At 64.8% G+C, this 26,347-nt stretch carries 29 protein-coding genes; 27 read left to right on the top strand and 2 right to left on the bottom strand.

Annotated features, from left to right (window positions below; translation table 11 throughout):
• Positions 1-22: 22 nt before the first annotated feature.
• From Sj15T_RS20935 to Sj15T_RS20860, 16 genes are all read left to right on the top strand, one after another.
• On the top strand, positions 23-2,035 hold the full coding sequence (locus Sj15T_RS20935) for a ParB/RepB/Spo0J family partition protein (RefSeq protein ID WP_007688079.1): 2,013 nt from the start codon (positions 23-25) through the stop codon (positions 2,033-2,035).
• Positions 2,036-2,127: 92 nt separating this feature from the next.
• Entirely contained in the window at positions 2,128-2,874 is a 747-nt protein-coding gene (locus tag Sj15T_RS20930) for an ArdC-like ssDNA-binding domain-containing protein (RefSeq protein WP_013041752.1), read from the top strand.
• A 153-nt stretch (positions 2,875-3,027) separates the two neighbouring features.
• The gene (locus tag Sj15T_RS20925; RefSeq protein ID WP_013039032.1) at positions 3,028-4,419 is read left to right on the top strand and encodes a site-specific integrase; all 1,392 of its coding nucleotides are present in this window, start codon (positions 3,028-3,030) and stop codon (positions 4,417-4,419) included.
• Entirely contained in the window at positions 4,416-6,203 is a 1,788-nt protein-coding gene (locus Sj15T_RS20920; RefSeq protein ID WP_013039033.1) for a hypothetical protein, read from the top strand. The genes Sj15T_RS20925 and Sj15T_RS20920 overlap by 4 nt, the downstream gene beginning before the upstream one ends.
• Complete coding sequence (locus Sj15T_RS20915; protein ID WP_013039034.1) at positions 6,200-8,425, top strand: integrase; 2,226 nt, start codon at positions 6,200-6,202, stop codon at positions 8,423-8,425. The genes Sj15T_RS20920 and Sj15T_RS20915 overlap by 4 nt, the downstream gene beginning before the upstream one ends.
• A 44-nt stretch (positions 8,426-8,469) precedes the next feature.
• On the top strand, positions 8,470-9,372 hold the full coding sequence (locus Sj15T_RS20910; RefSeq protein WP_013039035.1) for a zincin-like metallopeptidase domain-containing protein: 903 nt from the start codon (positions 8,470-8,472) through the stop codon (positions 9,370-9,372).
• Positions 9,369-9,650, top strand: coding sequence for a zincin-like metallopeptidase domain-containing protein (locus tag Sj15T_RS20905; RefSeq protein ID WP_013039036.1), 282 nt, complete (start codon positions 9,369-9,371; stop codon positions 9,648-9,650). The genes Sj15T_RS20910 and Sj15T_RS20905 overlap by 4 nt, the downstream gene beginning before the upstream one ends.
• A gap of 52 nt (positions 9,651-9,702) precedes the next feature.
• The gene (locus tag Sj15T_RS20900; protein ID WP_013849891.1) at positions 9,703-10,041 is read left to right on the top strand and encodes a metalloregulator ArsR/SmtB family transcription factor; all 339 of its coding nucleotides are present in this window, start codon (positions 9,703-9,705) and stop codon (positions 10,039-10,041) included.
• 12 nt (positions 10,042-10,053) lie between these two features.
• Positions 10,054-10,590 carry an arsenate reductase ArsC gene (locus tag Sj15T_RS20895; protein ID WP_007688074.1) on the top strand — a complete coding sequence of 179 codons (537 nt, stop codon included), beginning with the start codon at positions 10,054-10,056 and terminating at the stop codon, positions 10,588-10,590.
• A complete protein-coding gene (gene arsC / locus Sj15T_RS20890) occupies positions 10,587-11,027 on the top strand; it encodes an arsenate reductase (glutaredoxin) (RefSeq protein WP_007688073.1) in 441 nt (146 codons plus the stop codon). Before Sj15T_RS20895 ends, arsC begins: the two co-directional genes overlap by 4 nt.
• Positions 11,024-12,091: an ACR3 family arsenite efflux transporter gene (gene arsB, locus Sj15T_RS20885; protein WP_007688072.1), complete on the top strand. Its 1,068-nt coding sequence runs from the start codon at positions 11,024-11,026 to the stop codon at positions 12,089-12,091. Before arsC ends, arsB begins: the two co-directional genes overlap by 4 nt.
• Positions 12,088-12,519: an arsenic resistance N-acetyltransferase ArsN2 gene (arsN2, locus tag Sj15T_RS20880; protein ID WP_007688071.1), complete on the top strand. Its 432-nt coding sequence runs from the start codon at positions 12,088-12,090 to the stop codon at positions 12,517-12,519. The genes arsB and arsN2 overlap by 4 nt, the downstream gene beginning before the upstream one ends.
• Positions 12,519-13,259, top strand: a complete 741-nt coding sequence (gene arsH, locus Sj15T_RS20875; RefSeq protein WP_007688070.1) for an arsenical resistance protein ArsH — start codon at positions 12,519-12,521, stop codon at positions 13,257-13,259. Before arsN2 ends, arsH begins: the two co-directional genes overlap by 1 nt.
• A 347-nt stretch (positions 13,260-13,606) precedes the next feature.
• Positions 13,607-14,548, top strand: a complete 942-nt coding sequence (locus tag Sj15T_RS20870; protein ID WP_007688069.1) for a DUF2493 domain-containing protein — start codon at positions 13,607-13,609, stop codon at positions 14,546-14,548.
• 118 nt (positions 14,549-14,666) lie between these two features.
• Complete coding sequence (locus Sj15T_RS20865; RefSeq protein ID WP_338756249.1) at positions 14,667-15,329, top strand: hypothetical protein; 663 nt, start codon at positions 14,667-14,669, stop codon at positions 15,327-15,329.
• 407 nt (positions 15,330-15,736) lie between these two features.
• Positions 15,737-16,144 carry a single-stranded DNA-binding protein gene (locus tag Sj15T_RS20860; RefSeq protein ID WP_007688067.1) on the top strand — a complete coding sequence of 136 codons (408 nt, stop codon included), beginning with the start codon at positions 15,737-15,739 and terminating at the stop codon, positions 16,142-16,144.
• Positions 16,145-16,219: 75 nt separating this feature from the next.
• Here Sj15T_RS20860 and Sj15T_RS20855 read toward each other — a convergent pair whose 3' ends face one another.
• Positions 16,220-16,654 carry a hypothetical protein gene (locus Sj15T_RS20855; RefSeq protein ID WP_013039038.1) on the bottom strand — a complete coding sequence of 145 codons (435 nt, stop codon included), beginning with the start codon at positions 16,652-16,654 and terminating at the stop codon, positions 16,220-16,222.
• A 306-nt stretch (positions 16,655-16,960) separates the two neighbouring features.
• Between Sj15T_RS20855 and Sj15T_RS20850 the strand changes: the two genes are divergently transcribed.
• The 11 genes from Sj15T_RS20850 (at position 16,961) to Sj15T_RS20800 (ending at position 24,690) form a co-directional block, all read left to right on the top strand.
• Complete coding sequence (locus Sj15T_RS20850) at positions 16,961-17,125, top strand: hypothetical protein (protein WP_007688065.1); 165 nt, start codon at positions 16,961-16,963, stop codon at positions 17,123-17,125.
• A 107-nt stretch (positions 17,126-17,232) separates the two neighbouring features.
• Positions 17,233-17,754, top strand: a complete 522-nt coding sequence (locus Sj15T_RS20845) for a hypothetical protein (protein ID WP_041385655.1) — start codon at positions 17,233-17,235, stop codon at positions 17,752-17,754.
• Positions 17,755-18,004: 250 nt separating this feature from the next.
• On the top strand, positions 18,005-18,196 hold the full coding sequence (locus Sj15T_RS20840; protein WP_223810968.1) for a hypothetical protein: 192 nt from the start codon (positions 18,005-18,007) through the stop codon (positions 18,194-18,196).
• A gap of 307 nt (positions 18,197-18,503) precedes the next feature.
• The gene (locus Sj15T_RS20835; RefSeq protein ID WP_013039041.1) at positions 18,504-18,896 is read left to right on the top strand and encodes a DUF3768 domain-containing protein; all 393 of its coding nucleotides are present in this window, start codon (positions 18,504-18,506) and stop codon (positions 18,894-18,896) included.
• A 192-nt stretch (positions 18,897-19,088) separates the two neighbouring features.
• On the top strand, positions 19,089-19,265 hold the full coding sequence (locus Sj15T_RS20830) for a hypothetical protein (RefSeq protein WP_013039042.1): 177 nt from the start codon (positions 19,089-19,091) through the stop codon (positions 19,263-19,265).
• Between the two features lie 12 nt (positions 19,266-19,277).
• The gene (locus tag Sj15T_RS20825; RefSeq protein ID WP_013039043.1) at positions 19,278-20,042 is read left to right on the top strand and encodes a ParA family protein; all 765 of its coding nucleotides are present in this window, start codon (positions 19,278-19,280) and stop codon (positions 20,040-20,042) included.
• The gene (locus Sj15T_RS20820; protein WP_013039044.1) at positions 20,042-20,989 is read left to right on the top strand and encodes a ParB/RepB/Spo0J family partition protein; all 948 of its coding nucleotides are present in this window, start codon (positions 20,042-20,044) and stop codon (positions 20,987-20,989) included. The genes Sj15T_RS20825 and Sj15T_RS20820 overlap by 1 nt, the downstream gene beginning before the upstream one ends.
• Before the next feature lie 229 nt (positions 20,990-21,218).
• Complete coding sequence (locus Sj15T_RS20815) at positions 21,219-21,755, top strand: plasmid mobilization relaxosome protein MobC (protein WP_223810969.1); 537 nt, start codon at positions 21,219-21,221, stop codon at positions 21,753-21,755.
• Positions 21,748-22,860, top strand: a complete 1,113-nt coding sequence (locus tag Sj15T_RS20810; RefSeq protein ID WP_013039046.1) for a relaxase/mobilization nuclease domain-containing protein — start codon at positions 21,748-21,750, stop codon at positions 22,858-22,860. Before Sj15T_RS20815 ends, Sj15T_RS20810 begins: the two co-directional genes overlap by 8 nt.
• A 179-nt stretch (positions 22,861-23,039) precedes the next feature.
• The gene (locus tag Sj15T_RS20805) at positions 23,040-23,648 is read left to right on the top strand and encodes a DUF6088 family protein (protein WP_013039047.1); all 609 of its coding nucleotides are present in this window, start codon (positions 23,040-23,042) and stop codon (positions 23,646-23,648) included.
• The gene (locus Sj15T_RS20800) at positions 23,641-24,690 is read left to right on the top strand and encodes a nucleotidyl transferase AbiEii/AbiGii toxin family protein (protein WP_013039048.1); all 1,050 of its coding nucleotides are present in this window, start codon (positions 23,641-23,643) and stop codon (positions 24,688-24,690) included. The genes Sj15T_RS20805 and Sj15T_RS20800 overlap by 8 nt, the downstream gene beginning before the upstream one ends.
• A gap of 220 nt (positions 24,691-24,910) precedes the next feature.
• Here Sj15T_RS20800 and Sj15T_RS20795 read toward each other — a convergent pair whose 3' ends face one another.
• The gene (locus Sj15T_RS20795; protein ID WP_013039049.1) at positions 24,911-26,305 is read right to left on the bottom strand and encodes an ISNCY family transposase; all 1,395 of its coding nucleotides are present in this window, start codon (positions 26,303-26,305) and stop codon (positions 24,911-24,913) included.
• Positions 26,306-26,347: the final 42 nt, after the last annotated feature.

Raw genomic sequence — 26,347 nt, 5'->3', positions numbered from 1 at the left:
CAACCCTCGAAGGAGACAACCGATGATCCAGTCCGTGAAGGTCAAGAACCTCTCGCTCTCGAAGGACAATGTCCGCAAATCCAATCGCGATGCCGACCTCGACAGCCTCGCCGACAATATCGCCGCGCATGGCCTGTTGCAGAATCTCGTGGTCACGCCGCTCAAGAAGGCAGGACATTTCACCGTCAAGGCGGGTGGCCGCCGCTTGCGGGCGCTCCAGCGGCTGATCGATTCAGGTCGGCTTGCCGGGGACCATGAGGTTCAGGTGCTGGTGCTCGAGGATGATGCTGGATCGGCCGAAGCGAGCCTTGCCGAGAATTTCCACCGCGTCGCGATGAACCCGGCGGATGAGTGCTCGGCTTTCAAGCACTTCCTCGACAAGGGCGCGAGTGCCGAGGATGTGGCGAAACGTTTCGGCGTCACGACCCGCTTCGTTGAGCAGCGGGTACGGCTTGCCGAACTGGCTCCTCTCGTATTCGCGGCGCTGGCGGCGGGCGAGATCACGCTGGGGGTCGCCCAGGCTTATGCCGTCACGCCCGACGTCGATCGCCAGGCGCGCGTGTTCGAGAGCATGAGCCGGTCCTATTATGGCGACAATCCCGACAATATCCGCCGTGCGCTCCTCAACGGAACGGTCAAGGCGACCGACGCCAAGGCACGGTTCGTCGGCCGCGAGGCCTATGTCGGCGCGGGCGGCCGGATCGAGCGCGACCTGTTCGGTGAAGATGTGGACGAGAGCTGGATCGACGTGGAGCTCATCGAGCAGCTGGCCGCCCAGAAGCTTGAAGCGGCCGCGGAAGCGCTCGCTGCCGAACAGAAGCTGGCGTTCGTGACGCCGGTTCTCGCGACGCATGTGCCCTATGATACGGAGTGCCAGCTCCACGAATATCATCCGCCGCTGCGCGAATTGAGCGGGGACGAGCAGGAGCGCGTCGATAGTCTCTCGGATGAGGGCGACGCGCTCATCCGCGAACTTGAGACCGAACTCGAGGACGGCACGCCCGAGGCCGAGGCGGCTTCGGCGCGTCTCGCCGACATCGAGCGGGAACTCGATACGATCGAGGCGTCGCGCACGATGGTCGATGATGCGATCAAGGACCAGCTGGGCACCTTCATCTATCTGGCGCCCGATGGCAGTCCGCGGGTGCACAGCCGCATGTTCAGCGAGCGCGCCATCCGGCAGGCGGGCGAGGATGCAGAACCCGAAGCACCGTCCGGCAAGGTCGCGGCCTCCCGGCTCAGCGCGACGCTGGTTGACGAACTCGCGACCCAGCGCCGGCAGATCCTGGCAGCCCATGTCGCCTCGGATGCCGGGTTCGCGCTCGATCTCACGATATTCCTGATGGCGCACCGGACGGTGTTCGCCAGCAGCTATGTCCGGGACCACGCGACGTTGCAGGCCGCCGCCGCGAGCTTCCCGATCGTCAGCTTCCGCGATGAAGGTAGCGCGGCGAGCAATGTCCTGACCGAACAGCGCCAGGCGCTCGATGTGAGCTGGGCAGGCGGGAACACGCTGTCGTCCCGCTTCGATGCCTTCCGGCAACTGGATGAACAGGCGCGCGCCGATTGGCTCGCCCATGTCATGGCGCAGACGCTGGAGCCGACACTCAACGTCGACGATGGCGGGCGCCGCAACGGCTTCCACGATCATCTCGGACGGCTGCTCGACATTGATGTCGCGCAATGGTGGCGGCCCGATGCCCAGAACTTTTTCGGGCGGGTGAAGAAGGACGTCATGCTCGAAGCGCTCGACGAGATCGGCGGGCCGGTGCTGCGCGGCCGATACAAGGACGCCAAGAAGGGTGACCTTGCCAATGCCTGCGCTGCGCTCTGTTCGGGGCAGGGCATCGTCGAGGCCGAAGTCCGGGAAAAGGCGCTCTCCTGGCTGCCCGACGAGATGCGGTTCGGCGCGATCGAAAAGCCCGAAAGCTTCCGGAGCTATTCCGCTTTCCTCAGCGATGAAGACGACAGCGACGGCGGGGCAGGGGAGATCGCCCCCGATGGCGATGCTGGCGACTTCGAACAGGCCGCCTGAGGCGAACGCCTAACGGCGGGCGGCGCTTTCGTGTCGCCCGCCGCCCTTCATCGGCGGCGCTGAGACAGCCGCTCTTTCGCGGAGTATCCACCATGACCCAATCATCGGGCCGGCCCTCGCCGGCCGAGACCATCACGCGCGCCATCATCGACCGGCTCGAGGCCGGTGTGCGTCCCTGGGTACGGCCCTGGCGATCATGCGCCGCGCAAGGGCGCCCGCTGCGCGCCAATGGCGAGCCCTATCGCGGCATGAACACCTTTTGGCTATGGCTGGCCGCCGAGCAGTGCGGCTATCGGTCCCGCTACTGGATGACCTATCGGCAAGCACAAAGCCTCGGCGGGCAGGTCCGTGCCGGTGAGCAGTCGCAATTTGCGATCTTCTACAAAGCCTATTCGAAGAAGGTCGATTCCTACGAACGTCCGGGTGAGCTCGTCGATGAGCAGCGCCGGGTCATGCGGTCCTATGCGGTCTTCAATGCCGATCAGATCGATACACTGCCGGGCGATTTCTATCCCGAAGCCCTCTCCCTCGTCCCGCCGGGCGACCGGCTCGGTCCGCGGGCGGAGCGCTTCGTCGATCGGCTGCCCGCGCGGCTGCGATGCGGCGGCGATCGTGCTTATTATGATCTGCGCGCGGACGTCATCACCATGCCGCCGGTCGAGCAATTCGACACGCGCGCCGCCTGGGCAGCCACCATTGCGCATGAGGCCGGCCACTGGACAGGCCATCCAGCCCGGCTTGCCCGATCGTTCGGGAAGCGCTTCGGCGATCAGGCATATGCGTTCGAGGAGTTGGTCGCCTTATCTGGACAGTCTGCACCGTGCCTGACGCACCATTGAACGGTATGCTTTGGCGCGACGCAGGGGGGCATCAGGCCGGATGAAGCGCTATCCATAAGCTGGCGTAATCCGGCCTGATGACCACCGTCCCGCAGGCGCGCAACGTGTGCGATCTGGAGTCGGGAGGGGGTCCGGGGGAGGGACTGACAAGCTGTGGATAATTCAGGTGCGTCGATCGTCATTCAGGAGCGCCGGACGGCGGATGGCCTGGACTCCTACATCCCGGTAATTCTGCGTGATGGTGCGATCTATGATCTCCACCTTGAGCGCTACTTCCTCGATTTGCCGCTGAACGGTTCGCGTTCGCGACACTCGTTGCGCGCCCATGGTTATGATGTTCTGGTCTGGGTTCGCTTTCTCGCTTCGGCCCGCGGCAAGTCTGTCTGGCAAGCCGATGCCGATGATGTCGGTGCCTATCATCGTGCCCGGCGGCGCAGCGATGCTGAGTTCCGGATTTCTGCATCGACGTGGAACCGGGCGATTGCCTCGCTCGACAAGCTTTATCGATGGGCCGAACGGGAGGGGCTGATCGAGCGTACACCTTTTACGCATCGTCAGGTCTGGCGACGATCGCACGATGGGCGCCGTGCGGCGGTCACGGGCCGCAATAACGCCTATGAGCGCGCAGCCCGTCGTTCCGACGTCCGTTTCATCGATCTCACCGATTACCGCGCCTTCCGGGAAGTTGGTTTGCGCGGCCTGACCGTTGAAGGGACCGAGCGTCCTGGAGCGCGTGACCGCAATGGCGCGCGCAACGCGCTGTTCGCCGATCTGCTGGTCACCACCGGCCTGCGCCTGGAAGAGGCATCCCACTTGCTCGCAGCTGAGATTCCGGTTTGCGACGCCCGCTCGGAACGTCAGCGGCGGGTCGAGCTTCCGGCGGCACTCACCAAGGGTGACAGGGGGCGAAGCATGCTGCTGCCGCGCCGCTTGTTGCCGGTGTTTGACGCCTACATCGCCGTTGAGCGAGCCGCAGCCGTCGCCAAGTTCGCACAGCGCCGTGGCTGGGAAGCCATCGACCGCCCGATCTTCATCCACAGCCCCTCATTCGGGCAGCGTGCATTGCATCTCGTTGGCGGTGGCACGATGGACATAGAGGTCGTCACACCGGATGAACGCGCAAGGCTTGTTATTTGCGCTGACGATGGAACGCCGCGCGAAGCCGCGGTCCTCTGGCTGACCGAGGTGGGCCATCCTGTGTTGCCCAACTCGTGGGAAGCGATCTTCGCACGGGCGAGCCGCCGCTGCACGGACGCCGGCATCCCGGTCCGGCTTAGCCCCCATCAACTCCGGCATTCCTTTGCAGTCCACATGCTTGCCATGCTGATCCAGCGCCGCCTCGCCGACGCAGCGGCACCAGTGGGCGCCATGGAAGGTTATCGCCAGCTGGTCGGCGATCCGCTTCAACAGGTCCAGCGATTGCTTGGCCATTCGAGCCTCGCGACGACCTCTATTTATCTCGATCACCTCGCCACGCGTGCCGATACCGTTGATGCGGCAGTCGAAGAACTGCTGGCACTCGTACCAGGCTATCTTCGATCATGACCGCTGCTCCACGCAAAGGACGCAAGGTCAGCTTCGCGGCAGATACGGCTGCGCCCCAAGCCGATCCATGGTCGCAGATCAGCACGCTGCGCTTCATGATTCATCCCTTATATGGCGGCGAGCTGCTCGTCGATTTCACGGGCTTGCGGCCACGCGGCCTGGCGCTCGCATTTGCCCGGAGCCTGTTCATGCTGGCTGCTCCGCGCGGCCCCATCATGGTACGTTCGTCGCTCAAGACATACGCCAACCAGCTGCCAAGCTTCTTTTCCTACCTGGCCGGGACAGGCGACGGGATCAACGGCCCTGCTGACCTTCGTGCCCATCACATTGATGGATTTGAGACATGGCTCAGCGCGCAGGGCAAGTCTTGCGTGCATGGACCAACCTATGTCGCCAAGGTCGTTTCCGTCCTTCGTCGCATCGCGGACGACAGCCCCGAGCTTGTCGATTGCGGCTTGCGGGAACGACTGCGCTACGTCAGCTCACACGCACACGTTCGTTCCCGTCCACGCGATGCCTACAGTCCGTATGTAGCCCGCCAGCTGCGCGATGCGGCACGCGCGGATATCGCTGCGATCGAGGCGCGCTTGCGGTCGGGGCCGCAGTTCGATGAGGTGCCGCAGATCGATGGCGCATATTGCAAAGCCCATGCTGCCATCGAGACATACGGTGTTCTGGGCTACCGTGATCCCACGTTTCAGAGCCTGTACAAGCTGCGCAAAAAGCGCGATCTCACCAGTGACAGGCTTAACCTGAGCCTCCACGCAGCCCACTATCTTACTGCCGACGATATCGTCCCGCTTCTTGTTCTGCTCTTAATCGAGACAGGGCTTGAGCTGGAGTGCTGCAAGTCGCTCACCCTCGATTGTCTGCGCAATGCCGCAGGGGGTACCGTCGATATCGCCTACACCAAGCTGCGGGCACACGGTGCCGAGCACAAGACAATCCGGGTGCGTGATCGCGGCTCATCCACCGCTGGCGGTCTGATCCGACGCATCATCGCCCTATCGTCCAAGGCCAGGGTCCATAACTCCAGCGATAACCTTTGGGTCTATTTTCAGCCGGGCGAGATCACCGCAGGTATTCGTCAACTGCGCTTGAAGGTCAGTGCCTGGACGCAGCGCCATTGTATTACCGATGATCAGGGTAAACCGCTCCACCTGTGTCTTTCGTATCTGCGCAAGACGCACAAGGCCTTGTGGTATCTCAAGACCGAAGGCCACATGGCCCGCTTCGCCGTAGGTCATACCGTCGATATCGCGGCACGGCACTACGCCGATATTCCCTCCCTCAGACCGCTGCACGAGCAAACCGTGGCAGATGCCCTCGAAGAGGTGCTCGCTGGTCCAATGATCCTGCCTCCTCAAGACGAGGACCGGCTGCGCGGCGAGTTGGCAAGCCCTGATCCCGATGATGGGGGCATTTCAACCGCACTGCTCAATGGCGAACAAGACGTCTGGCTTGCAAGCTGTGGCAACTTCTATTCCAGTCCCTTCGCATCCGCCGGCACGCCATGCCCTACACCGTTCTGGGCCTGCCTCGATTGCCGCAACGCGGTCATTACCGCGCGCAAGCTGCCTGCCATTCTCACCTTTCTCTCCTTCGTCGACGCTCAGCGGATCGGCCTGAGTGCTGCTGATTGGACCGCCAAGTTTGGTCATGCCCATGATCGCATCGTTCAGCAGATTCTGCCTGCCTTCGCCGAAGACGTCGTGACAAGGGCCCGTGCGCAAGTCGCGAACGACCCTCCCACGGTCTATCTGCCGCCAGAGGCACGGGCATGACCGTTGTCCAGCTTCTGGCGGAGAGCGACGATGAGCGCGATGCCCTCCCTGTGCTTATGTCCGCGCCTTTGCGCCCCGGCTGCGATCGCGCGCATATTTCACGATACGGCGATCCAGTGTGGGATCTGGCTCCCGGCGTATTTCGCGACAACGCGCGGCGCTGCCATGTCACGGTACATTTCGGCGGTATCAAAGACCCATCCATTGCTGATGCCCTGCGCCAGATTCTCCATGCGCGGCTCAATGTCGATCTCCCCGGTCACCGTTCGCGGCTTGAGCCGGCCGGGGTGCGCGGCGAGGCCAACCGGACCTTGCGCTTTTTCGACTTCGTCAAGGCTCAGCTGGGGCGTTTCGATCTCGCCCGGGTCGATCAGGCTCTGGTCGATCGCTACGCCGGAGCCTTGCGCCTAGCCGGGCTGCGCCCAGTTGCAGCGGCAGCGCTGCTGCGGATCGTCTTTGACCTGCACGAGTTGCAGCATCATCTGCCGACTGCGCGCCTGTCCTTCGAACCGTGGCCGGGACGAAGTCCGTTTTCCGTGGCGGGCGCAAAGCATATTGCAGGGGAGAACCGGACGCCGCGCATTCCTGAAGCGATCATGACGCCGCTGCTCTCCTGGTCGTTGCGCTACGTGACCTGCTACGCAGGCGATATCCTTGCCGCACGGGCAGAACTCGATTGCCTTGAAGCAACGCGCAACCGTCTGATTGCCGCTGAGGAAGGTCTGGATCCCGCTGTTCGTCGGTTACGGCAACGCCAACGCCTCCTCGACTATGTTGCATCCTTGCGGCAGCATGGGCGCGGCATTCCGATCTGGACCACGGCACATAACGGCGCAACGCGAACAGATCCGCAAACCGGCGCCGTCACGCCGCCGATCAACTACCACCTGATCCACCTCCATGCCGGTATCAACGCGCAGGCCGAACCTGCCATGCACCTTGGCCTGGCCACGGGTGCACCAGACCTCATCGCCGCTGCCATCGCAGAACTCGGCACCGAGATTGGCGGCATGGATACGCCCAATTCTGCCGATCCCGATACGGGCATGCCTTGGCGCACCCGCTTCGATGCCAAGGTTTTGCCCCTCGAGGAAGTCATGCTGCAGTCCGCAGCCTATATCGTATGTGCCTTTCTCTCAGGCATGCGGGACAGCGAGATCCAAGCCATGAGGCGGGGATGCCTGTCTATTACCAAAGCCGAAGACGGTACGATCTTGCGGCATCGTATCAAGTCCACTGCTTACAAGGGCAAGCGCGGCGGCGGCGAGGAGACCGAGTGGGTTACCATCGCGCCGGTCGCTGAAGCCATCGATGTCCTCGAACGCCTTTCCGCGCGGGCGGGACAAGCGCGCGGAACAACGACCCTGTGGCCAGTCCTCACGCTTCGGGCCAATACCAAGACGCACGTCTCTGCAGAGATAGTCCGGCAACTCAACCGGTTCCGCGATCACCTCAATGACCACTTCGGATCCGCGCAGGCACCCGTCATTCCTGCCGGACCCGACGGCCGACCATGGCGTCTGACAACGCGTCAGTTTCGCCGCACAATCGCCTGGCACATCGCCAACCGGCCCTTCGGAACAATTGCCGGCATGATCCAGTACAAGCATGCGAGCGTTGCGGCTTTCGAAGGCTATGCTGGCAGCAGCCGGTCCGGATTTCGGGGAGAGATCGAAGCCCAGCGTGCGCTTGGCCAGATTGACGATATCCTTGTCTACTTCGACGAGCGGCAAAGTGGCGCACGCCTTGGCGGACCTGCCGCGAACAGGGTCGGAGTTGTGCTTGATACTGCCGCCCACGAGTTGGCGCCGCTACCTGCCATGATTGCCGACCGTCCACGTCTGCGCACCATGCTGGGCAGTCTCGCGCGGACATTGCATGTCGGCCCGCTGGCCGATTGCTTCTTTGATCCGGCAACCGCCCTGTGCCTGAACCGGAGTTCGGAGCCAGGCGCAAGCGGGCCAATGATCTCCATGTGCGAACCGGTCCGCTGCCCCAATGCCTGCATCGCCGAACGGCATCGCCCGGCATGGCAGCGCGGTGCTGATGAGGCACGGTTGTTGTTGCGCGAGAAGCGGCTTCCAGAGCCGCAGCGGGTGACGCTTCAGGCCGAGGTGGCCAGAATCCAGCGTGTTCTTGAACAGATCGCACCGGGTACCGCCACACCGCATAACGGTATGGCGGGAGAGGAAGAGGAGGCGGGTTTGCGGGTGACGGATTGAAGGAGCGGAAGACAGTTTCCCTCCGCCCGTCGTGGAGACCTGCCATGTCCCGATCCTACCCTGCGACGCCGCGAGCCGACGTTTATTCGCGCATCACCACCGAGATTGTATCTGCCATCGAAGCCGGGGCCGGCGATTGGCGCATGCCCTGGCACCATGATGGCGCTGCCACCACCAGGCCGCAGAACGTCACCTCTCGCCGCCGCTATCGCGGCGTCAACGTGCTCGCGCTCTGGATCGCAGCCGAAGCGGCTGCCTATTCCAGCGGTCTTTGGGGGACCTATCGCCAGTGGGCATCGCTTGGCGCACAGGTCCGCAAAGGTGAACGCGGAACGACGGTTGTGTTCTGGAAACAGGCCGCATCGCGCGCCGATGATGATCATGACGATGGCGAAGCCGGACCCGGCCGCATGTTCGCGCGGGCCTTCACCGTGTTCAACCTCGCCCAGGTCGAGGGCTATGAACCCCCACCTGTCGCAGTTCTACCCGAGGGCGAGCGGTTCGGGCACGCCGAAGCTTTCGTCGCGGCCCTCAAGATCCCGATCACCGAGGGCGCCTACGATGCGCACTACCGGATCGACCTCGATCACATCTTCATGCCGACCTTTGCCTCGTTTCGGGATGCATCAGCACAGATGGGCACGCTTTTGCATGAGGCGGCCCACGCCACAGGGGCAAAGCACCGGCTCGACCGCAACTTTGCCGAACGTTTCAAGCGCGACAGCTTGGCGATCGAGGAAATTTGCGCTGAACTGACCGCATCGTTCGTACTCGCCGACCTCAGGATCGCTCACCATCCGCGGGCCGATCATGCCGCCTACGTAGCATCGTGGTTGCGCGCACTCAAAGACGACCCTCGCGCCATCTTCACCGCCGCCAGCAAGGCGCAGGCGGCCGCCGATTGGATGCACGCCCAGCAGCCCCAGCCTGAGGAGATCGCCGCATGATAAGCGCCCCGAAAATTTGCGGTAGAAGTCACATTAGGGCTGGACTGTCAGGATATGTCGCCGAACTGACAGCAGCGCTGGTTGGCGCCGATGTGGGTCTCCCAACCACCCATCTCGACGACCACGCGGCTTATATCGGATCCTGGCTCGCCATTTTGCGCAAGGATAATCGCGCATTGCTGACGGCGGCTGCGCGAGCCGAGGAAGCCGCCGGGTTTCTGCTGCGGGCAACCGATCTCGCTTGCGAGGATGATCTGGACGAGCAGGCGGCTGCTTGATCTCGCCATGTCGCCGATTGCACTATATCCATATATCCGCTATCGTGGATATATGGATAACGAATCTGTCATCGTCGCGTTGGGCGCGCTTGCCCAAGCCACGCGCCTCGACGCCTTCCGCCTTCTGGTGCGTCACGAACCCGAAGGCCTTCCCGCCGGCGAGGTCGCCAAGGCGCTGGATGTCCCGCAGAACACGATGTCGGTGCATTTGGCGACCCTGGCGCGTGCCGGCCTGGTCACATCCGAGCGGCGCAGCCGGATCATCAACTACCGCGCCGATCTCGATGCGCTACGCTCCGTGATGCTGTTCCTCGTCAAGGACTGCTGTGGTGGCCGGGCCGAGCTCTGCCATCCACTTGCGGATGAACTGCTTGCCTGTCGTGCTGCCTGAAAGGACATCAACATGACGGATCGCCTGTTGAACGTACTGTTTCTTTGCACGGGCAATTCCGCCCGTTCCATCATGGCCGAGGCGATCCTCAGCCGTGAGGGGCTAGGCCGTTTCAAATCGTTCAGCGCCGGCAGCCAGCCCAAGGGCGAGGTCCATCCGTTCACCATTCATCTCTTGGAGAAGCTGAACTACGACGCAAGCCGGTTCCGCTCGAAGAGCTGGGAAGAGTTTTCCGGCCCCGATGCGCCGTCCTTGGATTTCGTGTTCACCGTTTGCGACAATGCCGCCAATGAGCTTTGCCCGGTTTGGCCGGGGCAGCCGCTGACCGCCAATTGGGGGGTGCCCGATCCGGCCGCTATCGAGGACAGCGAAACGGTGCAGCACGCGGCCTTCTTTGATACTTACAGGATGCTGTTCAATCGCATCTCGCTGTTCACCAACCTGCCGTTCGAAGGCCTCGACAAGATGAGTCTACAGAACCGGCTGAACCGGATCGGCAAGGAACAGGGCCGCGCCGACCTCCCAAGCGAAAAGGCACCCAGCGCATGAGCAATGCCGCAATCGATATCGTCATCTATCACAATCCCGAGTGTGGGACGTCGCGCAACACGCTGGCGATGATCCGCAACGCCGGGATCGAGCCGCATGTGATCGAATATCTCAAGACGCCGCCCAACCGCCCGCGCCTGGTTTCGCTCATCGCCCGCATGGGCATCAGCGCACGCCAGTTGCTCCGCGAGAAGGGCACGCCCTTCGCCGAGCTGGGTCTTGCCGATCCGACGCTCAGCGATGACCAGCTCATTGATGCGATGATCGAACATCCGATCCTCATCAACCGGCCAATCGTTGTGTCGCCGCTCGGCGTGAAACTCTGCCGTCCATCGGAAGAGGTGCTCGATCTTCTCCCGTCCGCCCAGCGCGGGGCTTTCACCAAGGAAGATGGCGAGCAGGTCATCGACGCCGCCGGCAAGAGGATCGGGGCGTGAACGCGACCGTTGCGGCACGACCCAAGCCGGCGATCAACAGCTTCGAACGCTATTTGAGCGTCTGGGTGGCGCTCTGCATCGCTGTCGGCATCGCGCTCGGCTATTCGCTGCCGAATCTGTTCGCAGCCATCGCATCGGCTGAGATCGCGCGCGTGAACCTGGTCGTGGCTGTGCTGATCTGGCTGATGATCGTCCCCATGCTGCTCAAGATCGACCTCGGCGCGTTGGGGTCGGTTCGCCAACACTGGAAGGGCGTCGGCGTCACCCTCTTCATCAACTGGGCGGTGAAGCCCTTTTCAATGGCGCTGCTCGGCACGCTGTTCCTGGGATGGCTCTTCCGGCCGCTGCTGCCGCAGGGCGAGATCAACGCCTATATCGCCGGGCTCATCCTGCTCGCCGCCGCCCCCTGCACGGCGATGGTGTTCGTCTGGTCGAACCTGTGCGACGGCGAGCCGACCTATACGCTGAGCCAGGTGGCGCTCAACGACGTGATCATGGTCTTCGCCTTCGCACCGCTGGTCGGACTGCTGCTCGGGGTCGCCTCGATCACAGTGCCCTGGGACACGCTGCTCATCTCGGTCCTGCTCTATATCGTCGTGCCCGTCATCGTCGCGCAGATCATTCGTCGGGCGTTGCTATCGTCAGGCGGGCAGCCGGCGCTCGATCGGCTGCTGGCAACGCTTGGGCCGGTGTCGCTGGTTGCGCTGCTGACGACGCTCGTCCTCCTGTTCGGCTTCCAGGGCCCGGCGATCCTGGCTCATCCGCTGGTCATCGCACTGATTGCCATTCCCATCCTCATCCAGGTCTACTTCAATGCGGGCCTGGCCTATTGGCTCAGCCGGCGCTTCGGCGTGGCCTGGTGCGTCGCCGCTCCGGCCGCGCTGATCGGCGCGTCCAATTTCTTCGAGCTCGCGGTTGCAGCCGCGATCAGCCTGTTCGGCCTCAATTCCGGGGCCGCGCTCGCGACCGTGGTGGGCGTGCTGGTCGAGGTGCCGGTAATGCTGTCTGTCGTCAGCATCGTCAAGAAGACGCGGCCCTGGTACGAGCAACGCGTTCCTGCATGATCGCTACACTGCTGGATTCCAGGTCGCTTTCCGACCTGATGGCGGAGCTGAGCGCGGCGGGTCTGCCTGCCAGTGATCTCGCCGAGGCGGGACGCCGCTTCTTTCGGTTCGAGGATGATGTTGGCCTTGTCGGCTATGGCGGGATCGAAGGCGACGGCTCCGACCGCCTGCTGCGCTCGCTGGTCGTGAAGGCCGATCGGCGCGGATGCGGATTGGGCGGTGCCATTCTCACGGCAGTCGAACGCGCTGCAGCTGATGAGGGCGCGACTAGCCTGTACCTGCTCACCACGACCGCCGAGCCTTTCTTTCGCCGTCACGGCTATGAAACAGCCGAACGGACCGACGTTCCTGCCGTCATCGCGCAATCGGCCGAGTTCCGATCGCTATGCCCGGCGAGCGCCGCCCTTTTGTACAAATGGATTGCCTGATGTCGCGTCTTCGTATCCTTCCCGAACCCGATCACATGCCCGCGCTGGACCGTGCAATGATCCGGCCCGATCTCGCCGCCGGGCTCGGCGCGCTTGAGCCGAAACCTCGCATCCTCCTCCTCTACGGCTCGCTGCGCGAGCGGTCGTTCAGTCGCTTCGCGGTCGAGGAAGCGGCCCGGCTGCTCATCCTCTTCGGCGCCGAAGTGCGGATCTTCGATCCGGCCGATCTCCCGCTCCCCGACCAGATCAAGGACGATGATCACCCGGCGGTGCATGAGCTTCGCGAGCATGCGCTTTGGTCCGAGGGCATGGTCTGGTGCAGTCCCGAACGGCACGGCCAGATCACCGGCATCATGAAAGCGCAGATCGACCATTTGCCGCTCGAATTCGGCGGCATGCGTCCGACCCAGGGCCGGACCCTGGCCGTCATGCAGGTTTCGGGCGGATCGCAGTCGTTCAACGCGGTCAACACGTTGCGGCTGCTCGGGCGGTGGATGCGCATGTTCACCATCCCCAACCAGTCGAGCATTGCTATGGCGTTCAAGGAGTTCGACGAGGACGGCCGTCTCAGTGCCTCAAGCTATTATGACCGGATCGTCGACGTCATGGAGGAGCTGGTGCGCTTCACGGTGCTGACACGTCGCCATGCCGATCAACTCGTGGACCGCTATTCGGAACGCAAGGCGGCAGCCGCCAAGCGCGACGCGGCCCAAGATCTGGCCTCACGGTCGAAGGCCTGACGGCCGGGCTCTTCCGATGCGACGCGCTTTCATGCCGTCCTGTGCGTATCGGGAGATCGGGTTGCGGGTGCCCTTCTTAAGGTCCTCTGCGTCATGAATGCCTGACGCGACAGGGCCTTCGCGCCTTTCGCCAGAGGATGCGGCACATGGGCCATCGCGCTGGCGGCGGCAACCCGAACGCTCCGGCCGTGTTGGCGCGCCGAGGCGCGCCTGCCCGCACCACCCGGACCTTATCGGGTTCCCCTTGGGCGTTGCCCGGCGGTGCCGCCGCCGCTTTTTCGATGGCCCGGAGGGTGCGCATCCGGCGGGAAGGCCGCCGGCCCTGCGACACGGAAAGGCAATCCCTCATGACCAGCTCCCTTTCAGCAGTGCTCCAAGCACTCGAACTCGGCCATCTCGACCTGATGGGCGACCAACGCTCGATGGAAGCGCCGCCGCCGGCCGAAGCGCTCGAACAGACCGTCAGCGCCATCTGGAGCGATCTCTTCGCGCTCTTCCCCTTCACCGCGCTCGAACGCGACATCGAGGATCTGGGCTGGGGCTTCGTCAATCTCTTCCACCGCGCGGCCGCCAAGAAGCATCAGCTGATCGACCGCCTGACCGACGAGATCCGGCTCCTGCTCGCCGAGCAGGACGGATCGGAGATCGCGACCGCTGATCTCGAGGACAAGATCGATCTCGCCCGCAAGGTCGAGCAGTCCGCCCAGGCCTATGAGGGGATGCGCGACACCGCGGCGCGCCACTATCTGCATGAGACCGGCCGCTCCTGGGTGCCCGCGACCGGCAACCGCATCTCGCTCGGCACGACCGCTGCGATCGTCGATGGCCGGGCCTATTTGCAGGCGCGGCGCGAGCGGGTGCGCGATGCCAATATGGTCCATGGCACGCCCGTGGTCTTCGCCGGCGGGCGCCTTCGCTTCGCCAGCGACGACGAGGCCAAGCAGTTTGCCGACAATCTGCTGCGGACCCTCAAGGCCGTGCGCGAACGTGTGGGCGACATGTATCTCGTCCATGGCGGTGACATGAAGGGCATCGAGCGTCTTGCAGCATCCTGGGCCGAGCAGAACGGCATCCAGCAGCTGCGGTTCGGCCTTGATCGCAAGCTTGGCGATCGTGCCGGCTTCCGGCGCAACGAGCAGATGCTCTCGGTCAAGCCGCGCTACGTCATTGCCTTCCAGGGCAACGGCGTCACCGAAAGGCTGGTGGTCGAGGCCAAGGCGCGCGGCATCCATGTCGTCGATCGCCGCGGACCGCTCGGAACGCCGCCGGCGGCTTTATCTCGCGGCTGACCGCCGTGCCGGCCGCTTCGGCGGCCGGCTTTTCTCAATCTCGCGGATTCCGGTGCCGGAGGGGAGGGGGCGGGGCGGATGCGTCCCTTGTTCCCTTCGGAGGTTCCGCATCATGTTCATGCCCGATCGCGCCAGTGCGTGCGCGCTCCTTGCCTTCCGCGCCGCGCATGGCCGCCACTGGAAGGCGAAGCTGCTGTCCTTATGGTCGACAGGCCGCGATGTGGACGAAGCCGATGGCGCTTACTTACGGCATCTTCGCAACCAGGCCGGTCCCTCCTGGCTCCGCCAGCTGACGCCGCGCCGCTGGCGCGCGATCGAAAGATTGGCGGCGCCCGGCGATCCGGTGCTTGCAGCCGTGTTTCTCGATCGAGCGCGCGAATTTCATCGCGGCGCGCAGATTGGCGCGCCTATTGCGCTTGCGCCGGCACTGCACTTGCTCGCGATCTCCTGCGAACTGGGTTTGAAGGCGCATCTTTTGGGTCATGGCTGGACGGACGATGCGCTGGCCCGCGATATCCGTCATGACCTTGTCCGCGCCCTCGACGAGGCGCGGCAGCTAGGCCTGCCGGCGCCCGGTCGTCCGCTGGCCGATTTCATCAAGAGCCTCGGCCCGGCCTATGCCGTGCATCGGATCGACGCGCTGGTGGCAGGTGGCTATGCCTGCGACATCGGCGCCGTGCTTTGCGAGACCGGGCAGCTCCTCGATGCCGTGGCGGCCTGCCTGAGGCCAGCCACGCCAGGCGCCGCCACCTTGCGTACCTCCTCTTCCCCCTCCGCGTGATCGTGCAACGGACGTCGTGTCGAGCCCGCGAGTGGCCATGCGAAGGATCTACAATCCCGTCCTGCGGCTCAAGGGACGGGCAGATAAGGCACGGGCGTAAGGTCCGCGAGATGCCGGACCGGCGTGCTCGGCAAAGCCGGCAATATCGGCGGTTTCGCTGGGTGGGCTCCGGTCATGGCCCAAGCGACGCACCGTCCTTCTCCTCATCTGACCCCTAAGCCGGCCGTCCGGCCCATCCAACCCGCAAGCCATCGGGCCGAGTTGCCGTGTGCCACGGCTGCCCGCACCACCCCTTGTCTCGGGGTTCCCCGGCGCTGCGCTGCCGGTGGATGGGCCGTCCTGTCCGCCTTGGCCGGGGATCAGTCGAAGGGACGGTCCCTTGGACCCACATCGAAGGAACTCAGGCCATGCAGAACCTCGTCATCCTCGCCGGCAATGTCGGTGGCACGCCGGAAACCCGCACCACCCAGGGCGGCACCCGCATTACCCATTTCAGCCTCGCCACCTCGCGCCCGAAGCGCGACAGCAACGGCAAGATCCTGCGCGACGACAACAATCGCCGCCTCGAGGACACCGAATGGCACCGGATCACCTGCTTCAACGGCGTCGGCAAGACGGTCGAGCAATATGTCGACAAGGGTATGAAGGTCATGGTCCGGGGCCGTATCCACTACACCCGCTGGACCGACAGCGAGAATATCGAACGCTACGGCGTCGAGATCATCGCCGACGAGGTGACCTTCCTCACCCGCGCCAAGTCCAACGAGAATAGCGGCGGCGGCAACGAGCCCGAAGACGATGAAATCCCCTTCTGAGCTCGGACAGGGCGGCCCGGCGGCATCGCCGCCGGGCCTCTTATCCTGTTCAGGCGCGGCATGGTCCCAAGCGGATCAGCGGGATCGGCATCGCCCCTTGGCATAGCGCTCCCAGCGCAGCACGGTGCCGGTCGCAATCATCGCGCAGCTGAGATCGCCGATGCCGGGCGCGTTGCACCAGGCGCCGGTCCGGTTGCCCTTGGCTTCGCCGGTCGAGACGCAGCGCATGGTGGGGCCAGCCACGCGAATATGCCCGGTGGATGTCTGGCCGCGCGGTCCGCCAAGCAGGCGCACCAACGCATCGCGGGCGGCCGGGCCACTTGCTCTCGGACAGGGCTGGCCGGGGCGGCAGCTGTTGTCGATCTCGCGCGCGGCAATGCCGGCGAGCCGCACATGGGCGCCCTCGCGGCACCAGATGGGGCCATCGCCATCCCAGACGCGCGTCGGCGTACAGGCGAAGGTCTGACCATTAGGAACGACGGCGGCGGCAAGCAGGAGCGGGAACAGCATCCGGCGGGGCTAACCGACAAGCGGCGGCCTGTCATCCGGACCCCGTTGAAGGGAGCGGCAGGCAGGGCAAGGGGTGGGGCGGGACATCGGCGGGGACCTGGCCTCCTGGCCGGCGGGTTCGCCCGCTCTCAATCGGCGCGATCCTTGGTCCACCCGGTGACCTTTTGCGATCAACCCGCAAGGGGTCCGGTCGCTTCGCTACGGCTTTTTGGGCCTCCAGCCAAAAAAGTGATCGCGGCCACCGGCCGGACACATCGGGCGCCTGTCGAGCGGGACGAACCCGCCGGCGCGCAAAGGAGCCTCGACATGTTCACCGACATCGCAATCGCTCGCCGCCACGCCTTCAGCCTCTCGCGCAGCCTCATGATGGTCACCTTCGTCATCGCGATCGGTCAGCATTACGGGGTCATCACCGCCGAAGACGCCGACGGCAGCGTCGCCATCGTCACCGAATTCGATCCCTTTGCCTGACGGCTCGTCCGGGAGCCGCTCGGCTCCCGGTTATTCCCCTCGCTTCGATCGCGGCTTGCGCCGAAGACGAGAACCGATTGTTCAGATGCCGCGCCTATGCTGCGATAATGACGATTGAGGCTGCGATAGCGAATGCCGGCGATGATGCCCTGTGGGCGCGCGTCACCCAGGAGGTGAACGCCTGGCGCGGTGCCTGTCTGCAATGCTTCGCCGCGGTGGAGGTGGCCGTTACCGAGACTTTGCTGCATCTGAGCGCTCAGCCGGGACGAGGACAGTCGGTGAAGCTACGGCATTTGGTCGGGCAACGGCTCGATGACCTTGCTGCACTCGTCAATGAGGGCGGCCCCTTTTCCGTGGAGGGAAAGGGTGTCGCGAGCCTGCTGGCGGAATTTCGGCACCAGGAAGGGCTGCGCACGATGCTCGCCCATGGCCAGGCGAAGCTGACAGTCGAACGGACCAGTCGATGGGCCGCCATCTTTCGTGTGATCGCGATCCGGGCACGGCAGGCTGATCGTTCGACGCTCGTGATCGAAGAGAGCGAGGCGGTGGAGAGGCCTCAGCAGCTCCGTAAGGTATCGCAGAAATTGTGCTCTGCTCTTGGCAATTTGCGCCGGGCGGTTGCCGTCTGAAAGTCGGGATTTCTTTGCATCTATGCGCTGAGAATGGCGGCTCCGGCGCGGCCGGACCGGGCTCTAGGCTTCGCCCTGAGCCTTGTGCCAAGTCTCAGCCCATTCGGGTGACGATCCCTGCCGTGGCTGCTCGCACTTCTCAACCCTGCGCGCAAACTATGGCCCGGCCGGTCGCGCCGCGCGCTGGAGGGCAGTTGGCCAGGCCCGCACGCAAGTGCTCATCGTGCAGCATTATGTGCCAGGGACGGTCATGGCCGCGCGCCGCGAGATAATAAGCCGCGCCGTCGCAGCCGACCATGCGGCATCGGACCTGCCGGTCGATGAGGCTGGCGCCTGCTCCATGGAGCCCGATCAGGGCATCGACATCCTCGCGCATCAAGGCACCGCAGCGGCGGCATTGCGATCGGACGAGGATCTGGCGCAGCCGCATCGCCTGGAGTGACGCGGTCCAGGCCGGGGCAAGGCGGAAGAGAGTGGCGCTGCTCGTCATGACGGGCAGAGGATAGCGCCGGGCTCTCCGCGGAGCCAGAGGATCAGGTTACCGCGATCACCTCTTTGCGATTCCGCCCGCCAAGACCTTCCTCCTGTCGGCCTGCCTGGCCGGCGCGCGCGCCCGCGCAAGCCCGCTTTGCGGGCTTCTCCACTGCCGTTGCGACCCTGCGGGTGCGCGGCCGCGCTCTGCCGCCGGCCCTTGGCACGCCTGTCGGAAGGCCCCGGCGGGCGGGGCCGGACAGATCAGGAGCGTTCTCATGTCCCAATCCTCCCCGAATGCGATGAGCCAGGCCGAGCGGATCGCCCGCGTCGCCGAACTCAATGACGCGCTTCGCCGGTCCATCCATAGCCCGGGCCGTAACCAGATCGTGATGACCGCTGGCGTTGCGGCGCTGATCGGCGACGTCGCCCTGTTCCGCGGCTTTCGCCGCCGCGCGGAGATCATCCGGATCGTGCGCGACTATGACAGCTTCACGCCCGACAACGATCCGGTCGGCGAGCATGATTTCGGCCGCTTCGAGTTCGAGGATGCGATCCTCTACTGGAAGATCGACTATTACGACCTCGAGCTCGCCTATGGCTCGGCGGATGCTGCGAAACCCGAGGTCACGACGCGCGTGCTCACCATCCTGCTGGCCGACGAATATTGATCCGGCGCAGCCATCCCCCCGACCGGGGGGATGGCCCGCCCAAGTCTGCTTGAGCAGACTATGCGGGCAACGGACGCCGCATCCGCAAATGTGGGAGGGGAGGGCGCGGGTCTGAGATGCCGCGCGATTGCGCGTGGTCGGCGCCAGTGGCGCCGTTCGCTTGCCCGTTCACTGGCTCCAAGGAGACTTATCATGGCCGCATATTTCGCCGCGCATCCCGATCACGCGTTTCTCTTCGCGTTCGGCTGCTTCGCCCTCACCGTCTATCTGTTCCGCTATGTCGGTCCCGGCATTGGCGGTGGCGGCGACTGGTCCTCGCGCGATCATTATGAGCGCAACCTGCGCGATGGTCCGGACGACTATTGCTGAGGTGCTGTGGTCATGAAGACGATCGTCGTCAGCCTGCTCAAGGGCGGGGTCGGCAAGACCTTCCTCGCCACCCATCTCGCCTGGTATCTCGCCGAACCGCCTGAGCGCCGCGTCGCCTTCGTCGATCTCGATCCCCAGGGCAGCTCGACGCGGCGCCTGGGCGCCGAGCGGCAAGGCGGATTTGCCGCCGACCTGTTCGACCCTGCCGCTACCCTGTGCGCCGATGGGCAGGCCGGGCTGACCGTGCTCGGCGCCGATCCTCGCCTCCAGATGGTCAAGGCGGCGCAGGATGTGCGGGACTTCATCGGGCGCTTCCCGGCGCTCCGCCCGCATTTCGACTATTGCGTCATCGACACGGGGCCGAAGTGGGACGAGCTCACCTTGAGCGCGATGGCGGTCGCCGATGCCGTGATCGCGCCGGTGCAGGTGGCTGAGGATTCGGTCCAATGCGCCAAGATGCTGCTGACCGCGCTGCGCAAAGCCGAGGCCGCGCGCGCCGGCCGCAAGATCGCTTTCCTCGGGCTCCTCCCCTCGATGGTCAATCCGTTCGACCGGCGCGAGATGGAGAATGCGGTGAAGCTCGCGCATGCGGTCGGCGAGAAGCTCATGTTCCCGGCCTTCATCAAGGCACGGCCGACCTACAAGCATGCCGCGGAAAATCATCGTCCGGTATGGCAGGAGACTGGCAGCGGCGCCAAGGCTGCGGCCGAGGAGATCCGCGCGGTGCTCGCTGAGATCGAGCGGCGCATGACAAGCCAGGAGGTCGCGGCCGCCTGATGGGCAAGTTCGACGAACGCATCGAGGAGTTCGGACTTCTTGTCGGCGGCCATGAACGGGCGCGCCGGGTCGAGGATATCGAGCTTGCGCGCATCCTGCCCGACCCCGGCAATCCCCGGCGCAGCTTCGACGATGACGCGCTCGCTGAGCTGGCCTCCTCGATCGCGTCGCGCGGCGTGCTGCAGCCGATCACGGTCACGCCGCCTGACGCGAACGGCATGCACCGGATACGTCTGGGCGAGCGCCGCTTCCGCGCATCGCAGCTGGCGGGCCTTGCCACGATTCCCGCGATCGTCGTGCCGGTCGGCGAGGGGGTGCAACTGCTGGCCGACCAGATCGTCGAGAATGACCAGCGCGCCAATCTGTCGTCGGTCGAGCTCGCCCATGCGATCGCCCGGATGCTCAAGGGCGGGATGAACCAGGTCGAGATCGCGGCGGCACTCGGCCGATCCAAGCAGTTCGTCTCGCTCTATGCCGCCTATGGCGACATGCCGGCCTATCTCAAAGAGGCCCTGCCGTTTGCGCCCATTCGCCTTCTCTATGATCTGCACCGGACGGCGAGGGACTACCCTGCCGAGGTCGAGGCCTATGTCGCCAGCTGGGGCGACGCCGGGGCAACGCTCGCCGCAGGATCGCGCTTCATCGCCGAACTCAAGCAGACGCACCCGGCGCCGGTCCCTCCGCGGGCGCCTGTGGCAAAGCCATTGGGGCCCACCGACCGCGATCCGGTTCGATCGGGCCTCACGGACAAACCCTCCGCGCCGATCCGATCTCCGAGACTACCGGTTCTGGTCGACGGATTCCCTGCGTGGCTCCCGCTGGCGCCTTTGGTCACGGTGATTTTCGAGGATGGCCGCGAGCGGGAGGTCGCTGCCTCGTCAATCGGTCCGACCGGCGAGAGAAGCGAGGCCTTGCCAACAACTGACCCGCCTCCTCCGCGTTCGTAATTTATCTTGCATGATGATTTGGGCCGTACCCTTCGGGGTGCGGCCCTTTTCGTGTCGACGGGCGGGGGCGGCGCCGAAGGCGCCGCCCCTTGCTGCGCACGATCGGAGTTCGAGAGGGTTCGCTGGCCGAAGAGCGATAGTCTGCCTAAGCAGACTATAAGATGAGTTGAGTAAAGGTGAGGGCCGGATAGGCTTGGCGCCGGGGATGTATGACAATAGCGTTGGGGACATGCCCGTCCTCACCTTTCGGCTCGACGATGATGTCGCCCAGCGCTTCGCCGCGCTCGCGGCGGCATCGGGCGGCCGCTCGGCGCTGCTGCGCCGCTTGATCGGTGACGCCTTGGCCATGGAGGCGGGGGAGGGGCATCAGGCGCCGCGCGCCCGCCAGCGGGCAACCTGCCGGGTCGAAGTGCGGCTGATCCCCGAAGAAATCGCCGCGCTCGACCGCGAGGCGGATGCGCTGGGGATGAAGCGCACCGACTGGATCACCACGTTGCTGGCGCGGCGATTGCGCGCGAACGCGCCCTTGCCGCGCGAGGAGCGAGCGGCCGTCGCGCAAGCCTGGCGCGAACTCAACCGGATCGGGATCAATCTCAATCAGGCGACCCGCGCGCTCAATGCCTCGGTTATGGTCGAATCCGGGCTCGACGTCGCGCGGGAAGCTGCCAGGGTTGCAAGCTTTAGGTCCGAGATCGTTGATGCGCTGGCCGGTCTCGGTGCCGCGCTCAAGGGCGACCTTCGCTACTGGGACATGGCCGATGCGTGAGGAGGAGGGAGTTCTGCCGCTTCCCAGCCTGATGGAAGCCTGGCGGCCGCCCAGCGGCGGCAAGCGGACCCTGCGCGGCGCCTATGTTCGGATCAGACCGGGGGGAAGCGGGGGCGGGACCGCCCGCCCAATGGCCATGGGCCAGGCCGAGGCACGCGCCAAGCTCGAGCGGATCGTTCGCAAGGCGCCCGAGGTGATGGTGAAGGTCTCCGGCAAGCAATATGGCGCCACCCATGTCGCCGAGCATTTCGGCTATGTGGCGCGCCACGGGAAGCTCGCCGTGCGATCGAGCGAGGGCGAGGTGATCACCGAGCCCGGACGGCTCAAGGAGATTGCCCGCGACTGGGCGATGCTCGACGAAGCCATGAACGAGCATGGCCGGGACCGGCCGACGTCGATGTCGCTGGTGCTGTCGATGCCGGGCGGATCGACCGACGCCGAGACCCTCCATGATGCGGCGCAGGCTTTCGCGCGGATCCTCTTCGAGGGGAACCATGCTTATATGCTGGCGCTGCATACCGACACCGATCATCCCCACGTCCATCTGACGGTGGCGACGGAAGGGGCGGACGGAACACGCTTCAATCCGCGCAAGGCGGATCTCCATCATATGCGCGAGACCTTCGCGCAAGAGCTGCGCGCGCGCGGCGTCGCGGCGGAAGCGACCCCCCGGCGCGCACGCGGTCATGTCCAGAAGCGGGTCCGCTCGGCGGCGCTCCATCTCGATGTCCGGCTCGGAACCGAGGGGCGCAGGCTCAATCTCGAGCAGCTGAACGAGCTGCGGGCGCAAAGCTTCGTGCGCGCGGCCGACCAGGAGCGCCGACCGGAAGATGTGATGGCGCTTTCCCGCCAGAAGCAGATCCGCGGCGCCTATGCCGAGGCCGCCGTCGCGCTCGTCGGCACGGGGAAACCGGAAGATCGTGCTCTGGGGCAAGAAATCGCCAGCTTCCTGGCGGCCATGCCGCCTGCGGTGTCGCGGCGCCTCGCGCGTGCTCGGGAGATCCTGCAAGCGGTGCGGCCGCCGCAGGATCGTACACGCCCGCCGCAGGATGGCTCTGCGGGGACGGACGAGCGGCAGCCGCAAGGCCGGGACCGCGAGCGATGATGTCGGCCGCGCCGGCTTCGCCGACTCGGGCAGCTTTCCAGCCTTGCCGACAAAGGGAGCAATCCTATCTATAGGTGTGAGGGAATTTCCCGAAAAACAGGGATATTCGACGTAAAACCGTGCTCATAGCTTGTTAGAAAAAACCATGCTATTATCTAACAAAGAGGAGCATCGATTCAATGTCTGCGGTAGCCGATCGGATCATGAAGCGTGTGCGCGGCAAGGGCCGCGGCTGGGTGTTCACGCCCAAGAGCTTCGTCGACTTCGGCACGCGCGGGTCGGTCGACATGGCGCTGTCGCGCCTCGCGAGCGCTGGCGACATCCGGCGCATCGGCCGAGGCCTTTATGACTATCCACGCCAGCATGACAAGCTCGGCGCGCTCAGTCCCGATCCCGCCAATGTCGCCAAGGCCCTCTCGACGCAGAGCGGGGATAAGCTTGCGCCGTCCGGAGCGACGGCAGCCAACAACCTCGGCCTCTCGACCCAGGTGCCGGCCCGGGCCAGCTATGCCACAACCGGGCGGTCCCGGGTCAGGCAAGCGGGCGGGCGCAGCCTGACGCTCAAACACAGCCGCGCACCGGTGCTCGACAATGCGCCTGACTCGGTCAACGCAATCGTGCAGGCGCTCGCGCATCTGGGGAAGGACAATATCGACAGCGGCAAGATCCGGCACTTCGCAACGCGGCTCGATGATCGCGACATGCGGATCCTCATCCAGGCCCGGCCGGCGATGCCCGGATGGATGGGCGACGTCGTCTTAAAGATCGGCGCCGCCCGCAATGGATGAGTTCGCGCGCAGACCCGCCGAGGACCGGCGGGCCTACATTGATGAAGCCGCCGCGCGGCGGGACCTCACGCCCATCATCATCGAGAAGGATTTCTGGGTCTGCTGGACGCTGCGCCGCCTGATCATGTGCCCCGACCTTGTCGGTCATATGACCTTCAAGGGCGGAACGTCGCTGTCGAAGGCCTATGGGATCATTGCGCGGTTCTCCGAAGATATCGACCTCACCATCAGCCGCTCAGCGCCGCTGCTCGATAAGGTCGCGTCGCCGATGGACGACGACATTACCGGCAAGGAGCGCGAACGCCGGACCAAGGCGCTCAAGGCGGCGGCGCAGGCCTATGTCGCGACCGTCGCAATGCCGATCCTCGCCCGCGAAATCGAGACCGCTCTCGGCACCGGCGAGGGCTGGAGCCTCGCCCTTGATCCCGACGACAAGGACCAGCAGACGCTGCTCTTCGTCTACCCGCGCAGTTCGGGCTACGGGCTCGCCTATGGCGAGAATTACGGCGGTGCGGACGAAAGCGGCTACATCAAGCCGCGCATCAAGCTCGAATTTGGCGCCCGCGGCGATACCGAACCGTTCGAGCTCCGACCGATATCATCCTATCTGACCGAGGACTTTCCCGAGGAGTTGCCGAATGCGCTGACCGAGGTGCCGACGCTCGCCGTCGCGCGGACCTTCTGGGAAAAGGTCACGATCCTTCATGCGATCCATCATAACGGCAAGCTACGCGAGGGCATGTCGCGCCATTATTATGACGTGCTGATGCTTGACCAGGCCGGCATCACGGCCGAGGCGCTGGCGCGGATCACGTTGCTCGAGCAGGTCGTGCACAACAAGAGCCTGATGTTCGCCGACAAGTCGGCATCCTACGAGACGGCCGTGCCTGGAACGCTGCGCCTGTCGCCTGATGGCGCCACCCAGGAAAAGCTCGAGCGAGACTATGGCGCGATGTCTGAGATGTTCATGGCCGCGCCGCCGAAATTCGATGCGCTGATGAAAGGGCTGGCGGCGATAGAGGCGGCGATCAACGGGCGCTAATGCCCGGGGGTTGCGAAAGAACTATCCAACTAAGTATTTGAAATAAAACGATATGTTCGGGCAATTTAGAGAAGACACTATTTCTGCCAAGTAGAGATGTCACCGGTTGATGCAGCAGGGGCTGTGCGTAGCCCTTCGGCATTGCGCAGCGCAGACCCTGCTGGCGCGCAGGTCTCGCGGTCTGAGCGCCCCGGACCCGCTGCTTCAGCAGTGGGCTCCCTCAACAGCTCTCGAGCATCCGCTGCGCCGCCTCGATCGGGCTGAGCCGGCGCAGGGGAGGGCGCCCGCGCTTGCGCTTCACCGGCGTCTCGCTCGGCGGCTCGGGCGAGGGGAACAGGTGACTCCCCTGCGAACGCCGGCATGGCTCGTTGTTGTTGCGCTTCCGCGCCGGCAGCATCTCCTGCATCGCTTTAGCCATCGCCAGCGCCGCATCGAGATGCTTGTTCTCGACGATCGCCGCCTGGTTTACCTGCCTGATCTTGTCGAACATCCGATAGGGAAGGGCATGCTCGCCATGTCGGATCTCGAGACGGCTATCGGGATACTCGCAAACCTCGACGCGCTTGCCCGCGAGCGGCCGGCTGATCTCCGTCGGATCGAGAATAAACAGTGCCTTGTTGTAATGCAGCGTCAGCGCCGCGGTCACCGTGCGATGCTCGCGCCACACCATCTCGGCGCGCAGGTCGTCGTGCAGGGCAAGGGGGCGATGCAGGTCGCGCGGATCGAACGGCGGCTTGGCAAAGCGTGCGTTGTGGCGCGCCATGTAGCCGGGCAGGAACGCGTTGGCCTCGGCGATCGTCGCGATTCCCTCAAGCCGCATCGCCTTGACCAGGCGATCCTGCAGCGTCCCGTTCGCCCGCTCGACCCGGCCTTTGGCCTGCGGCGAGTGCGCGCAGATGATCTCGATGGCGAGCGCCTCCATGGCGCGGCCGAAGTGCGTCATCCCGTCGCCCTTGGCCGAGGCCGTGTTGTTGCGAAACACCGAATGCTTGTCCGAGTAGAACGCCACCGGCTTGCCATGCCGCTCGATATATTCCCGCGTCGCCTCCATGTAGGCGAAGGTGCTCTCGCTCTCGACCATCTTCAGCTGCATGAGCTCGCTCGTCGCATCGTCGATGAAGACCAGCAGCGTGCACTGCGGCCCGCGATCCTCGAACCACCAGTGCTTCGAGCCATCGATCTGGATCAGCTCGCCACGGCAATCCCGCCGGTAGCGCGGCTGATACGGCCGCGGCCGGCGGGCCTCGCGATCCTTCCACATGCCCGCCTTGATCATCAGCTGGCGGAGCGTCTCGCAGGCGATCGTGATGCCGTGACGCTCGATCAGATACTCGCGCGCCAGAGTTGGGCCGAAATCGCTATAGTGCTCGCGGACGATCGCGATGATCTGCTCCCGCAGGGCGTCGCTGTGCCGCCGGTTGCTCGGCCGGCCGCGCTTGCGCGAGACAAGGCCTGGGGCGCCTTCGGATCGCAATCGATCGAGCAATCGGAAAACCTGGCGCCGCTTCAACCCGAGCAGCGCGGCTGCGTCTTCGACCCGCAGCTCGCCGCGCTCCACGCGCATCAACGTATCAAACCGCGATAGCTCGCCGTGGCTCATTGCCAACACCGTCATAAGCGCGTTCTCCCGACCCGCAGGAGAACCATGCCACCGTTG

The sequence above is a fragment of the Sphingobium sp. TA15 genome (genome assembly GCF_037101235.1).
Lineage (GTDB): Bacteria > Pseudomonadota > Alphaproteobacteria > Sphingomonadales > Sphingomonadaceae > Sphingobium > Sphingobium indicum.
Note: the sequence above shows the minus strand (reverse complement) of the source record. Positions and strands in the feature narration are given on the sequence as shown.

Coding starts and splice junctions, on each gene's coding strand:
- Sj15T_RS20850 (WP_007688065.1), top strand. CDS start 16,961: ATGTTCACCGACATCGCAATCGCTCGCCGCCACGCCTTCAGCCTCTCG.
- Sj15T_RS20795 (WP_013039049.1), bottom strand. CDS start 26,305: ATGACGGTGTTGGCAATGAGCCACGGCGAGCTATCGCGGTTTGATACG.
- Sj15T_RS20870 (WP_007688069.1), top strand. CDS start 13,607: ATGACCAGCTCCCTTTCAGCAGTGCTCCAAGCACTCGAACTCGGCCAT.
- Sj15T_RS20930 (WP_013041752.1), top strand. CDS start 2,128: ATGACCCAATCATCGGGCCGGCCCTCGCCGGCCGAGACCATCACGCGC.
- Sj15T_RS20895 (WP_007688074.1), top strand. CDS start 10,054: ATGACGGATCGCCTGTTGAACGTACTGTTTCTTTGCACGGGCAATTCC.
- Sj15T_RS20900 (WP_013849891.1), top strand. CDS start 9,703: ATGGATAACGAATCTGTCATCGTCGCGTTGGGCGCGCTTGCCCAAGCC.
- Sj15T_RS20855 (WP_013039038.1), bottom strand. CDS start 16,654: ATGCTGTTCCCGCTCCTGCTTGCCGCCGCCGTCGTTCCTAATGGTCAG.
- arsC (WP_007688073.1), top strand. CDS start 10,587: ATGAGCAATGCCGCAATCGATATCGTCATCTATCACAATCCCGAGTGT.
- arsN2 (WP_007688071.1), top strand. CDS start 12,088: ATGATCGCTACACTGCTGGATTCCAGGTCGCTTTCCGACCTGATGGCG.
- Sj15T_RS20825 (WP_013039043.1), top strand. CDS start 19,278: ATGAAGACGATCGTCGTCAGCCTGCTCAAGGGCGGGGTCGGCAAGACC.
- Sj15T_RS20815 (WP_223810969.1), top strand. CDS start 21,219: ATGCCCGTCCTCACCTTTCGGCTCGACGATGATGTCGCCCAGCGCTTC.
- Sj15T_RS20865 (WP_338756249.1), top strand. CDS start 14,667: ATGCCCGATCGCGCCAGTGCGTGCGCGCTCCTTGCCTTCCGCGCCGCG.
- Sj15T_RS20840 (WP_223810968.1), top strand. CDS start 18,005: ATGGCCGCGCGCCGCGAGATAATAAGCCGCGCCGTCGCAGCCGACCAT.
- Sj15T_RS20915 (WP_013039034.1), top strand. CDS start 6,200: ATGACCGTTGTCCAGCTTCTGGCGGAGAGCGACGATGAGCGCGATGCC.
- Sj15T_RS20835 (WP_013039041.1), top strand. CDS start 18,504: ATGTCCCAATCCTCCCCGAATGCGATGAGCCAGGCCGAGCGGATCGCC.
- Sj15T_RS20805 (WP_013039047.1), top strand. CDS start 23,040: ATGTCTGCGGTAGCCGATCGGATCATGAAGCGTGTGCGCGGCAAGGGC.
- Sj15T_RS20860 (WP_007688067.1), top strand. CDS start 15,737: ATGCAGAACCTCGTCATCCTCGCCGGCAATGTCGGTGGCACGCCGGAA.
- Sj15T_RS20845 (WP_041385655.1), top strand. CDS start 17,233: ATGACGATTGAGGCTGCGATAGCGAATGCCGGCGATGATGCCCTGTGG.
- Sj15T_RS20820 (WP_013039044.1), top strand. CDS start 20,042: ATGGGCAAGTTCGACGAACGCATCGAGGAGTTCGGACTTCTTGTCGGC.
- Sj15T_RS20935 (WP_007688079.1), top strand. CDS start 23: ATGATCCAGTCCGTGAAGGTCAAGAACCTCTCGCTCTCGAAGGACAAT.
- Sj15T_RS20920 (WP_013039033.1), top strand. CDS start 4,416: ATGACCGCTGCTCCACGCAAAGGACGCAAGGTCAGCTTCGCGGCAGAT.
- Sj15T_RS20810 (WP_013039046.1), top strand. CDS start 21,748: ATGCGTGAGGAGGAGGGAGTTCTGCCGCTTCCCAGCCTGATGGAAGCC.
- Sj15T_RS20910 (WP_013039035.1), top strand. CDS start 8,470: ATGTCCCGATCCTACCCTGCGACGCCGCGAGCCGACGTTTATTCGCGC.
- arsH (WP_007688070.1), top strand. CDS start 12,519: ATGTCGCGTCTTCGTATCCTTCCCGAACCCGATCACATGCCCGCGCTG.
- Sj15T_RS20800 (WP_013039048.1), top strand. CDS start 23,641: ATGGATGAGTTCGCGCGCAGACCCGCCGAGGACCGGCGGGCCTACATT.
- Sj15T_RS20905 (WP_013039036.1), top strand. CDS start 9,369: ATGATAAGCGCCCCGAAAATTTGCGGTAGAAGTCACATTAGGGCTGGA.
- Sj15T_RS20830 (WP_013039042.1), top strand. CDS start 19,089: ATGGCCGCATATTTCGCCGCGCATCCCGATCACGCGTTTCTCTTCGCG.